The organism is Mesorhizobium sp. WSM4841, from assembly GCF_055811515.1.
On sequence record NZ_JBVVQC010000002.1, the window covers coordinates 88,189 to 98,904 of the forward strand.

The following is a 10,716-nucleotide window of genomic DNA, read 5'->3' on the forward strand; positions in this document are numbered from 1 at the left end:
AATGCTTCCGAGTCGTTCGAATCACGGCAGAAGATTTATCAGGCTGCGGTCCACGTTCCAAACGGCCACGCTTCAGCCTGCGTGCCGGATTGAATTTCGGCAATCGAACCGTTGCTGTCATTCGCAATCGTCGAGCCAATGGCAAAACACTGGATGTCTTCGGACCTTGGTAATACGCCCGCTTTCGGCATCAGTGCTTCGAGTTATGTGAATATCAGACGATCGGCAATCCGGCGGCTTTCCATTCCGGATAGCATGTGAGGTATGGGAGTTTGTTCACGTCACACGCCGGCGGTGCGGTGCCGCATCGGGAGGCCGCATCCGGAATGTCAACCTGCATGACTCGTGACGGTGCGGGAGACCGGCATGATGTGGGCGAACATGCTGCGGGCGTTCCAGGTCGGGAAGGCTCTTGCGAGCGACAGGTCGCCGTCGAGCTGGATTCGGTCCTCGCGGGTGGCTTGGGACCAACTGAGCTGGCCGGCGTGCCATTTGACGAAAGCTTCGGCTTCCGCCGTGATGTAGAGGTCCTCGTCGAAGCCAGGGTAAGTCTTGCAGATCTCTGTGTCTCCGAGCTCGATGAGTAGCCAATAGCGCTCCCGGTGTGGGCGGCCGGTGAAGTCGAAGCGGATGACGACGCGTCGATCCGGGAGCCGGTCCCGGCGGAGCGCCTTGCACATCGACCACAGGGCCACAAAGGGGTCTAGGTGCTGGGGGGCGATCTCGAGCCAATGCGCGCCCCACTCGCCGAGCGACTGGCAGACCGTGAAGAGGTCGTGGCCCGCCGACGTGAGCTCGTAGTGGCGCCCGCGCCCGTCTGGCTTGGGATTCGACTCGACGACACCGACCCATTCGAGCTGCTTGAGCCGCTCTGAGAGCAGGGTACGGGAGAGTCCGGGCGCGCCCTCCAGGATCTCGCTGAAGCTTCCGCAGCCAAGGTACAGGTTGCGGATGATCAGCGGCGTCCAGCGCTCGGCGAAAATCTCGGCGCCACGGGCGATGGGGCAGTACTGGCCGTATGTCCTCATGACGGACGTCCTCACAACAGCAGTGTTGCGCATCCGCCTCCGATTGTGGAGTCCAGATTGTTGACTATACGGCAGCGGCCCGCCGTGGTCCGATGTGGCCTCTCTCGACGTGAGGAGGACACGATGACGACACCTATGACGACAACAACGTACGCAGAAGCCCACCACGGGAGCATGCAGCCAACCGTCGTGGAAATCGACGGGTTCCGAGGCCGGCTGATCAATGCCAGCCACGCCGACTACGATGTCGCCCGTGCAATCTGGAACGGCGCCATTGACCGGCGCCCGCATCTGATCGCCCGATGCATCGGGACCGCCGACGTGGTCGCGGCCGTGCGCTTCGCTCGCGACCACGATCTGGAGATCGCCATACGGGGCGGAGGCCACGGCGTGGCGGGCACCGCCGTTTGCGACGACGGGATCGTCATCGACCTCTCGGCGATGCGGGGCGTGCGGGTCGATCCCGCCGGCCGCAGGGCGTGGGTGCAGGGTGGCGCGCTGTGGGGCGACGTCGACCGCGAGACGCAGGCGCACGGCCTGGCCACCACCGGCGGAATCGTGAGCCATACCGGAGTCGCCGGGCTCACCCTCGGCGGTGGCATCGGCTGGCTGATGCGCAAGCATGGCCTCGCGGTCGACAACCTCCTCGCCGCCGACGTCGTGACGGCCGACGGCGAGCGGCTGCGGGCGTCCGAGGACGAGCACCCCGACCTGTTCTGGGCGTTGCGCGGCGGCGGCGGCAACTTCGGCGTGGTCACCTCGTTCGAGTTCCGCCTCCACCCCGTCGGGCCCACGGTTCTGGCCGGGCCTATCCTCTGGGACGCGAGCGACGCCGGGGAGGTCCTCCGTTTCTACCGCGACTTCATCCGCGACGCTCCCGACGAGCTCGGCACAGTCGTAAAATTCTGCACCGTGCCGCCTCTATCGGTCATTCCCGAGGAACTGCACTGGCGCCCGGTGATGATGGTGGGCGCGTGCTACGCCGGGCCGATCGAGGACGGTGAGAAGGCGCTCCGCCCGCTCCGCACATTTCGGACTCCCCTCCTCGATCTGGCCGGGCCCAAGCCGTACGTGGTATTCCAGAGCGCGCTCGACTCGACCGTCCTCCACGGTTGGAACTACTACTGGAAGGCCACCCACCTCCCCGCGCTCCGCGACGACCTCATCGACGTGATCGCCGGGCACGCATTCTCCTGCTCGTCGCCACGGTCGTATGTGGCAATGTTCCATCTGAAGGGGGCGGTGAGCCGAGTGGCCGAGGGCGCGACGGCGTTCGGGAACCGGCAAGCGTCGCACGCGATCATCGTCCACGCTGCGTGGCGGCCCGGCGAGGACTTCGGCGACCGAGAGACGGCCTGGACGAGGGGGGTCCTCGCCGCTCTTGGCCGCTTCCGCGAAGGCGTCTACGTCAATTTCCTCGGCGGCGACGAAGACCCGGGCCGGGTCCGAGAGGCGTACGGCGACTCCGTCTTTGACCGGCTGGCTGACGTGAAGTCCTCGTACGACCCCGACAACGTCTTCCACCATAACCAGAACATCCGCCCGGGGCTGAGTGCCGGTGTGAGCGGTTCCGACGGCGCGGGCGATACTTGATAAATTTGGGGTGGTGTTGGATGGGTGCGACGCTGCCGGAGGCGCAATGCCGTCCTTGAGGCGCACATAGACCGACTGCGTGTTCTTGCCGGCGACCGACGCGGGGCTGGCGACATGGTCGGCCCATTCGGCATCGACGATGATATAGCCGTCACCGAACCGCATCTCGGAATGGACGAGCCTGCCATCAGCGTCGCTGACCACCATGCTTGGCTCGAATCCGAAAGCCTTTTCAAGCCAGATCAATGCGGCGCGCGGATTCTTGTAGAATATGCCAGAGCCCAAGGTTGAGTGCTTGAACGGATCGTCGACCGTCATCGGGCGAGCGGCGTCTTTCAAGCCTGCTCGGCGCGCACCGCGCGCCGGCGGCGCTCGCCCTTTTGGGTCTCCACGATGCGCACGCGCTTGACGCGGCGTGGATCGGCGTCGAGCACAAGGAATTCGAAACCAGGTATGGCCTGCACCACTTCGCCGCGGGCCGGAACACGGCCAAGCGTGTTGAAGATCATGCCGCCGATCGTGTCGACATATTCGCCATGCTCGCCGGCGGCGAAATCCTCGCCGATCATCTTGGTGACTTCGTCGATCTCGGCCTTGCCGTCGACGACGAACACGCCCTCGCCGGTCTGGGTGATCATCGGCTCGTCCTCGTCATGCTCGTCCTCGATGTCGCCGACCACCATCTCGACGATATCCTCGAGCGAGGCCAGACCATCAGTGCCGCCATATTCATCGATGACCAGCGCCATCTGGGTGCGCATCGCCTGCATCCGCCCCATGAGATCGGAGGCGAGCATCGACGGCGGCACGAAAAGCACCGGGCGGATCAGGTTCAGGTCGCCGATGGTGCGCGCGAGATCGACCTTGGCAAGATCGAGAAGCGTGGTGGCGGCGGCTTTCCTGGTCGTCCTGCCCTTCCTGACGCGGGCGATCTTGGTGATGTGCGCGAGCACGTCGCGGATGTGGACCATGCCGCGCGGGTCGTCGAGCGTTTCCGAATAGACCGGCATGCGGGAATGGCCGGACTGCTCGAACAGTCCCAGAAGATCGCCCAGGTTCGTGGTGATCTCGACCGCCTCGATATCGGCGCGCGGCACCATGACGTCCTCGACGCGCACCTCGCGCAGGCGCAGGATGTTGTTGAGCATGGCCCGCTCGCCGGGCGAGAAGGATCCGGGATCGCTCGCCGTTTCGGCAAGCGCGTCGGCGATCTCCTCGCGCAGGCTGGTGCCGTTGCGTTGCCTGAACAGGCCGAGCACGCGATCGAACAGGGAAGGACCGGCAGGCGATGGCTCGCTGGCGAAGCTGCCGGTCGGGATACTCGGACTAGAGCCCTCTTCCGTCTGTTCGGATGGCTTGGTCGCACTGCCGGCGTCTGGGCGGGCGGCAGTCTCTGGTTTGTCGTTCATCGTCGTCCGGTCATTTGATCTTTTTAGTTACGCGTAGGGATCGGGAATGGCAAGCCTCGCAAGTGCTGCGCGTTCGACGGCTTCCATTTCCTCGGCCTCGGCGTCGGTCTCGTGATCGTAGCCCAGCAAATGCAGCAGGCCGTGGATGACGAGATGGATGATATGGTTCTCGACAGGCTTGTCTTCCAGTGCGGATTCCCGCGCGACCGTCTCGGCGGCCAGCACGATGTCGCCCAGCATGGGGGGCAGCGGACCGCCCTTCGCGAGCGGAAAAGCCGGGAAAGACAAGACGTTGGTCGGTTTGTCCTTGCCGCGCCAACCGGCATTGAGGCTGCGGATATGGGCATCGTCAGAAAAGACGATGCTGAGCTCGGAACGGCCGGCCGCGCCGGTTTCGGCAAATGCAGCGGCAACGGCGCGATCGACCAGCCGCGTCAGCGCGGCCTCATCGGGCCAGTCGCCCGCTTCGACCGCTATATCGATGTCGACGGGAACCGGAAGGTCCCCGCCTACAGACTTTTTGTCCTCAGCCATAAGGCCGCATCATCAGCCTTCGGCGCCGAGGCCCCGGGCCAGCTTGCCGTCACGGTCGTAGGCCTTGACGATCTCGGCGACCAACGGATGCCTGACGACGTCGCCTTCGTTGAAGCGCACCGTCACCATGCCGGTTACGCCGTCGAGGATCCTGAGCGCCTCGACCAGACCGGATTTGGTGTTTTGCGGCAGGTCGATCTGGGTCGGATCGCCGGTGACGATCATGCGTGAATTCTCGCCGAGACGGGTCAGGAACATCTTCATCTGCATCGGCGTGGTGTTCTGCGCCTCGTCGAGGATGACGGCGGAGTGCGCCAGCGTGCGGCCGCGCATGAAGGCCAGCGGCGCGATCTCGATCACCTCGGCGGCTATCGCCCGCTCGACCTTGTCGGCCGGCATCATCTCGTAAAGCGCGTCGTAGAGCGGCCGCAGATAGGGATCGACCTTCTCCTTCATGTCGCCGGGCAGGAAGCCGAGCCGCTCGCCGGCCTCGACGGCCGGCCGCGACAGCACGATGCGCTCGACCATGCCGCGTTCGAGCAGCATCGCCGCATGCGCCACGGCGAGGAAGGTTTTTCCAGTGCCGGCCGGGCCGATGCCGAAGACGAGTTCGGACCGCTCCAGCGCGCGCATATAGGCGTCCTGGTTGAGCGAACGGGCATAGATCGTCTTCTTGCGCGTCGATATCTGGGCGGCGGACACCTTGCCCTTGCGCTCCAGCGTCGGCAGCGTCAGCTGGTCGTCGGCGGCGATCGCCATGCGCACGGCGCCGTCGACGTCCGATTGGCCGATGTCAGCGCCTTTCTGGAGAATGCCGTAGAGATTATCCAGGGCGCGGCGCGCCTGCTCGGCGGCCGAGGCGGAGCCCTTGATGGTCAGCTGGTTGCCTCGCGAGCGGATATCGACGCCAAGCTTCTGCTCAAGCCTGGCCAGATTTTCGTCGAACTGGCCATAAAGGGCGCTGGCAAGCTTGTTGTTGTCGAAAGTCAGAACGATGTGCGCCATATCCGAAGCCCCCGATGGTAGGTTCTGGGGCAGGTTCTTCACTTCCGCAGCGCTCAACCGTCTCTCCTCATCTGCCGAGACCTTCAGGCCAATTCGGCGAACAGGCTGTTGTAACCCGTCTTCGTGATTCGTACCTGGATAATCTCACCGATTTCGCCGGACATTTCATCAACAATAACCGGCTGCAGCCACGGCGAGCGGCCGACCTTCTGGCCGGCCTGGCGACCCGGCTTCTCGATCAGCGTGTCGATGGTGCTGCCGACCAGGCTCGCGCCGAAATCCTGCTGCTGCTTCAGCAGCAGCGCCTGCAGCCGCTGCAGGCGCTCGTCCTTGACGGCTTCCGGCACATGATCGGCCATTTCTGCGCCCGGCGTGCCGGGGCGCGGTGAATATTTGAACGAGAAGGCCGAGGCATAGTTCACCTGGCGGACAAGGTCCATCGTCGCCTCGAAATCCGCATCCGTCTCGCCGGGAAAGCCGACAATGAAGTCGCCCGAAAGCGCGATATCGCTCCGTGCGGCGCGGATCCGGTCGAGCAGCGTCAGATAGTCCTTTGCCGTATGCCTGCGGTTCATCGCCTTGAGTGTGCGGTCGGAGCCGGATTGCACAGGCAAATGCAGATAGGGCATCAGCGCCGGCAAATCACGGTGGGCGGCGATCAATTCGTCGTCCATGTCGCGCGGGTGGCTGGTGGTATAGCGCAACCGCGCCAGCCCGGGAATCTCGGCCAGCCGGAACAGCAGGCGGCCAAGACCCCATTCCTCGGTCTTGCCCCCTTTGGCTTCGCCCTCGCCATGCCAGGCATTGACGTTCTGGCCAAGCAGCGTCACCTCGCGCACGCCGGCTTGCGCCAGCCGCTCGGCCTCGGCGACGATCTGCGCCACCGGCCGCGACACTTCCGAGCCTCTGGTATAGGGCACGACGCAGAAGGTGCAGAACTTGTCGCAGCCCTCCTGCACGGTCAAAAACGCGGTAACGCCGCGCCTGATGATCTCGGCGCGTTTCGGCTGCGGCAGATGCTCGAATTTGTCCTCGATGGCATAGTCGGTCTCGACGATCTTTTCGCCGCCGCGCACCCGTGCCAGCACATGCGGCAGCCTGTGATAGGTCTGGGGGCCGATGACCAGATCGACGGCCGGCGAGCGGCGGATGATCTCGGAGCCCTCGGCCTGCGCCACGCAGCCGGCGACACCGACCAGCATCTCGCGGCCGGCCCGTGCCCGTTCGGCCTTCATCTCACGAATGCGGCCGAGTTCGGAATAGACCTTTTCGGCGGCTTTCTCGCGGATATGGCAGGTGTTAAGCAGCACCAGATCGGCCTCGGCGATGGCGTCCGTCGCCACATAGCCGTCGGCGGCCAGCGCGTCGGTCATGCGCTGCGAATCGTAGACGTTCATCTGGCAGCCATAGGTCTTGACGAAGACCTTCCTGCTTGCGGCAGACGGTACGACCGCACTCTCGGCGGCAGTATTGGTGTCGTCCCGTTCTATCGTATTCAATTCCATCTGGCGGCTTCTAACGCCTTTCCCCGACAAAAAACAGACGATTCTGCCCGTAGAGCGGGATGCATTTGGATTGAACGGGGGCATCCCGCTCTATCTGTTTGTTTTAGCCGCATTTGTGCGACGCCAAATGATTCCACTTGGCTGCAAAATGCAGCACCGCGCGTCCTCTTGGACGCGCAAAGGATGCTGGTGCACGTGAATTTGCGCTGGAGCTTTTCCGGCCTACCGGCTCGGGTGCGGATCGGCGAGCGTCGCCTGCACCATATCGCGCACCCGACTCTCCATCAGCCTTGCCGTTTCCTTGCGGTTGGAGCCCTTGGAAAAGGCAACCGGCTCGCCGAAATGCACTTCGACATCGAGCCCGCCCTCTGCCATCAGGATCTTGAGATGCGGCATCAAATCCTCGTCACCGATCCAGGCGGCAATCGGCCGGTGCCTGCGGCCGAGCGGCACGCCGTGCAGGCGCGTATAGACGATCGCCACCGGCTGGATGAAGACCCGTTCGGCCGCCCCTTCCGAAATCGCCATCGAGGCGGCCCCGAACAGCGTGCTCTTGAACGGCAAGATCATGTTGCCGTCACCGGTCGAACCTTCGGCAAACAGCACCATGGCGTCGCCCTTGGCCATGCGGTTGGCGATCTCGCTCGCCTGGTCGCCCGACGAACGCTTGCGCTCGCGCTCGATGAAGACGGTGCGCTGCAGCTTCGACAACATGCCGATCAATGGCCAGCCGGCCATGTCGGCCCTGGCGATGAACGTCACGTCGACCATCGATCCCAGCACCATGATGTCGGTCCAGGAGATGTGGTTCGACGCAACCAATAGCGGGCGCTGGCTGGACAAGGTCCCCTTGACATGGATGCGCATGCCCAGCGCTCGGATGATGAGCCGGTGCCAGATCTTCAGGATGAACGTCTCGGACCAGAGCCCGGTCTTCATCGACAGGATCTGCAGCGGCACGAGGATCAACGAGCCGGCGACAACGAGGCCCAGCGCCAGGAAAATCCTGATTTTTCCGATCATCCGCTCTTGGCCCTGCCCCATCTATGGCTAGAGCGACGTGCGCCCAATTGTACGCACAAAGTGCTCTCTAGCATTTTTGAATCTGCGCATCCGAATCTACGCATTGTGCTTTCCGAAAATCGGTTCCGATTTGCGGGCCGATGCGCTACCGAAGATCGCGGCGCATGACAAGCGCCCCGGTCGGGCCGTGCTCGGGCGATCTGTAATAGTTGGCACGTTTGCCGACCTCGCGGAATCCCAGCCGCCGATAGAGCGCGATCGCGGCGATGTTGGTCTCGTCGACCTCGAGGAAAAGCGCCTCGGCGCGTTGCGCATGCAGTTCGCGCAGAACGGCATCCATCAGTTGCCAGCCAAGGCCCTGGCGGCGATGGGAGCGCGCCACCGCGACAGTCAGGACCTCGCCTTCGCCGGCCGCCAGGCGCGCCAGCACGAAACCGACCGGCGGCTTGGCACCCTGTCCGGTCTCGCGCGCGGCATAGCCGAACACCGTGTCCTGCTCGAGCAGTGCGGCGAATTCGTCGTCGGTCCACGGCCGGACGAAATCCTCGCGATGCAGCACCGACATGGCCGCGCTGTCGGCAATCGTCAGCGGCTCGAGCGCAAAGTCCCTGCGGCGCGGCTGGAGGAAAGGAATGCGCATCAGTTTTTCTTCCCGGCTTTCTTCCTGGACAGGATAAACCCGGCCTGCGGCTTGGCGTCCGCCCCGCGCAAATAAAGCGGTTTCGGCTTTTCGCCTTCACCCTTGGTAGCGGCCAGCCGGGCATAGATTGCGATATCCGCAGTGGCACTTGTCGGGCCGATGTCGAAGGCGCGCCCGACCGAAGCGGCAATTTGCGATGTCGCCGTGCCGGCCATAACTGGAGACCTATCCACCGCCATGGCGGCGGCTTGCGAAAGCGTGGTCACCGCGGGACCGTAAATCAAAACGGATGCTTCGTCGTAAAGTGCTGCATGGATTTCCTCGCGGCCGGCGTCGAGCGCGACCAGCACGGCGCGGCCGGGAAATGTCTCTTTCGCCTGCGCAGCCAGCGCTTCCAGCGTCGTCACCCCGATTGCCGGAATTTTCAGCGCCAGCGCCAGGCCCCGCGCCGCCGAGACACCGACGCGCAGGCCGGTGAAGGAGCCCGGACCGGTGGAGACAGCGATGGCGCCGAGGCCGGCATAGTCGGTCCCGGCCGCCTTCAACGCCTCCTCGATCACGGCCATCAAATGCTCGGCATGGCCCTTGCCGAGATCGAACACCGAACGGCCGAGCTCTTTCCCGACCGCCGCGTCGTAGACACAGGCGGCGCAGAGATTGGCGGCGCAGTCGATGGCAAGCAGCTTCATGAGGCGGCCGGTTGGAGCACCCGCTTGGGCACAGGGGTTCGAAAAACAGTGTCCCTGTGCCTGCCATGGCTCGTCCCCGCAAGGGGATAATGCATAATTCGTTTGGCGGCTTCGCTTCGATCTCGCCCGAAGGCGGTACCTTCTAGCGAGCGTAGCCGTTTGGGAACCGGTGCCGGACGCACTTATCCGGCCTGCTCGATGCGCAGCATGTGATTGTCCCAGACATAGTCCGGTTCGGACCTTATTGCGCCGCCCACTTCGACGATTTCGCCGGTGCCTGTCGTCGCCATGAAGCTCGCCCCGTCGGGCGCCACGCCGCAGACCTCGGCCAGCGCGCTGGTGGCGACGATCCGGCCGCTGGCCGCATCGATGACGGCAAGCGAGTTGCCTTCCGGCGAGGACACGGCGACGGTACCGGCAGCAGGATTGGCAGCGACCGAGCCTATATAGTTCCTGAAGCCGGACAGCACGTCGCCCGGCATGTCGAGCAGTTGCAGATCCTCGCCGCGGGCGGCGCGGCCGACCAGCAGCGGACGATCGGTGCCCGGCCCCCTGTACTGGCAGCCGAACCAGACCGTGCCGGATCGGTCAACATCCATGTGACGGATCGACAGCAGGTGCAGCGCCGGCGGCAATTCGTGCTTTTCGACGAGGTCACCGGTGAGGCGGTCGACCAGAACATAGGATGGCTTCATTGTCGCGATGTTGAGCTCGGCGCGGCCATAATCCGGATGCGTCTCGATGCCGCCATTGGCGACGGCAATCGTCCTGCCGTCGCCCAGCAGCAGAAGCTCGTGCGGGCCCATGCCATAGGTCGGGAACTCACCAACCCGCTTGAATCTCGCACGCGCGTCGTAGACACCGACCACGCCGGCGGCATTGTCGAAATCGTTCTCGGTGGCGTAGAGCAGCGCACCGTCGGTCGAAAACACGCCGTGGCCGAAGAAATGCCGTCCACTGACGCTGGCGATGGTCAGCGGCGCGTCGCGACCCGTGTGGTCGAAGACCACCGCGAAGGTGCCGGGCTGCCTGGCAAAGACCACGGAGCGCTTCGACACCGGATCGAAGGTGACGTCGTGACCGCGGCCGGGAAAGTGGATGGCGTGCAGGACCTTGCCGGCTTCGGACAGGATGGCCGCGCCATAGCTGCCGTCGCGCTTGACGAACGCCGTGGCGAAGACGGCGTCGGCGGCAAGCGTCTTTGCCCATGCCGAAGGCGCCATCGCTGCAACAAAGCCAACGCCTGCGGCCCTGAGGAAATCACGACGATCGATCAGCGGCGTCCTCAGA

12 protein-coding genes are annotated in these 10,716 nt (G+C 64.4%); 2 read left to right on the forward strand and 10 right to left on the reverse strand.

Annotated elements, in window-relative coordinates:
* Positions 1 to 38: 38 nt before the first annotated feature.
* Positions 39 to 191 carry a hypothetical protein gene (locus AC0L14_RS02440; protein ID WP_473526081.1) on the reverse strand — a complete coding sequence of 51 codons (153 nt, stop codon included), beginning with the start codon at positions 189 to 191 and terminating at the stop codon, positions 39 to 41.
* Between the two features lie 138 nt (positions 192 to 329).
* Positions 330 to 1,028 carry a winged helix-turn-helix transcriptional regulator gene (locus tag AC0L14_RS02445; RefSeq protein WP_123147392.1) on the reverse strand — a complete coding sequence of 233 codons (699 nt, stop codon included), beginning with the start codon at positions 1,026 to 1,028 and terminating at the stop codon, positions 330 to 332.
* A 123-nt stretch (positions 1,029 to 1,151) separates the two neighbouring features.
* On the opposite strand from AC0L14_RS02445, the gene AC0L14_RS02450 reads away from it, so the two are divergent.
* Positions 1,152 to 2,621, forward strand: coding sequence for an FAD-binding oxidoreductase (locus AC0L14_RS02450; RefSeq protein WP_473748549.1), 1,470 nt, complete (start codon positions 1,152 to 1,154; stop codon positions 2,619 to 2,621).
* A gap of 114 nt (positions 2,622 to 2,735) precedes the next feature.
* Entirely contained in the window at positions 2,736 to 2,912 is a 177-nt protein-coding gene (locus AC0L14_RS02455; protein ID WP_473748550.1) for a hypothetical protein, read from the forward strand.
* Positions 2,913 to 2,956: 44 nt separating this feature from the next.
* On the opposite strand, the gene AC0L14_RS02460 is transcribed toward AC0L14_RS02455, so the two are convergent.
* The 8 genes from AC0L14_RS02460 to AC0L14_RS02495 all read right to left on the reverse strand — a co-directional run bounded on the left by AC0L14_RS02460 (position 2,957) and on the right by AC0L14_RS02495 (position 10,715).
* Complete coding sequence (locus AC0L14_RS02460) at positions 2,957 to 4,030, reverse strand: hemolysin family protein (RefSeq protein WP_473748551.1); 1,074 nt, start codon at positions 4,028 to 4,030, stop codon at positions 2,957 to 2,959.
* Positions 4,031 to 4,057: 27 nt separating this feature from the next.
* Positions 4,058 to 4,564 (reverse strand): rRNA maturation RNase YbeY, encoded by a 507-nt coding sequence (gene ybeY, locus AC0L14_RS02465; protein ID WP_473636194.1) that lies wholly within the window; start codon positions 4,562 to 4,564, stop codon positions 4,058 to 4,060.
* Positions 4,565 to 4,576: 12 nt separating this feature from the next.
* Positions 4,577 to 5,569, reverse strand: a complete 993-nt coding sequence (locus AC0L14_RS02470; RefSeq protein WP_287305617.1) for a PhoH family protein — start codon at positions 5,567 to 5,569, stop codon at positions 4,577 to 4,579.
* An 83-nt stretch (positions 5,570 to 5,652) separates the two neighbouring features.
* The gene (gene miaB, locus AC0L14_RS02475; RefSeq protein ID WP_473748553.1) at positions 5,653 to 7,074 is read right to left on the reverse strand and encodes a tRNA (N6-isopentenyl adenosine(37)-C2)-methylthiotransferase MiaB; all 1,422 of its coding nucleotides are present in this window, start codon (positions 7,072 to 7,074) and stop codon (positions 5,653 to 5,655) included.
* 222 nt (positions 7,075 to 7,296) lie between these two features.
* Entirely contained in the window at positions 7,297 to 8,097 is an 801-nt protein-coding gene (gene olsA / locus AC0L14_RS02480; RefSeq protein ID WP_473748554.1) for a lyso-ornithine lipid O-acyltransferase, read from the reverse strand.
* Positions 8,098 to 8,242: 145 nt separating this feature from the next.
* Positions 8,243 to 8,737 carry a ribosomal protein S18-alanine N-acetyltransferase gene (rimI, locus tag AC0L14_RS02485; protein WP_473748555.1) on the reverse strand — a complete coding sequence of 165 codons (495 nt, stop codon included), beginning with the start codon at positions 8,735 to 8,737 and terminating at the stop codon, positions 8,243 to 8,245.
* Positions 8,737 to 9,426: a tRNA (adenosine(37)-N6)-threonylcarbamoyltransferase complex dimerization subunit type 1 TsaB gene (gene tsaB, locus AC0L14_RS02490; protein ID WP_473748556.1), complete on the reverse strand. Its 690-nt coding sequence runs from the start codon at positions 9,424 to 9,426 to the stop codon at positions 8,737 to 8,739. Before tsaB ends, rimI begins: the two co-directional genes overlap by 1 nt.
* A gap of 182 nt (positions 9,427 to 9,608) precedes the next feature.
* Positions 9,609 to 10,715 (reverse strand): DUF1513 domain-containing protein, encoded by a 1,107-nt coding sequence (locus AC0L14_RS02495; RefSeq protein ID WP_473748693.1) that lies wholly within the window; start codon positions 10,713 to 10,715, stop codon positions 9,609 to 9,611.
* Between the last annotated feature and the right edge of the window lies 1 nt (position 10,716).

Bases quoted from the DNA above. Each gene is read 5' to 3' on its own strand.
- miaB (WP_473748553.1), bottom strand. From the start codon at position 7,074: ATGGAATTGAATACGATAGAACGGGACGACACCAATACTGCCGCCGAG.
- AC0L14_RS02470 (WP_287305617.1), bottom strand. From the start codon at position 5,569: ATGGCGCACATCGTTCTGACTTTCGACAACAACAAGCTTGCCAGCGCC.
- AC0L14_RS02460 (WP_473748551.1), bottom strand. From the start codon at position 4,030: ATGAACGACAAACCAGAGACTGCCGCCCGCCCAGACGCCGGCAGTGCG.
- AC0L14_RS02450 (WP_473748549.1), top strand. From the start codon at position 1,152: ATGACGACACCTATGACGACAACAACGTACGCAGAAGCCCACCACGGG.
- olsA (WP_473748554.1), bottom strand. From the start codon at position 8,097: ATGATCGGAAAAATCAGGATTTTCCTGGCGCTGGGCCTCGTTGTCGCC.
- AC0L14_RS02440 (WP_473526081.1), bottom strand. From the start codon at position 191: ATGCCGAAAGCGGGCGTATTACCAAGGTCCGAAGACATCCAGTGTTTT.
- ybeY (WP_473636194.1), bottom strand. From the start codon at position 4,564: ATGGCTGAGGACAAAAAGTCTGTAGGCGGGGACCTTCCGGTTCCCGTC.
- AC0L14_RS02445 (WP_123147392.1), bottom strand. From the start codon at position 1,028: ATGAGGACATACGGCCAGTACTGCCCCATCGCCCGTGGCGCCGAGATT.
- rimI (WP_473748555.1), bottom strand. From the start codon at position 8,737: ATGCGCATTCCTTTCCTCCAGCCGCGCCGCAGGGACTTTGCGCTCGAG.
- tsaB (WP_473748556.1), bottom strand. From the start codon at position 9,426: ATGAAGCTGCTTGCCATCGACTGCGCCGCCAATCTCTGCGCCGCCTGT.
- AC0L14_RS02455 (WP_473748550.1), top strand. From the start codon at position 2,736: ATGGTCGGCCCATTCGGCATCGACGATGATATAGCCGTCACCGAACCG.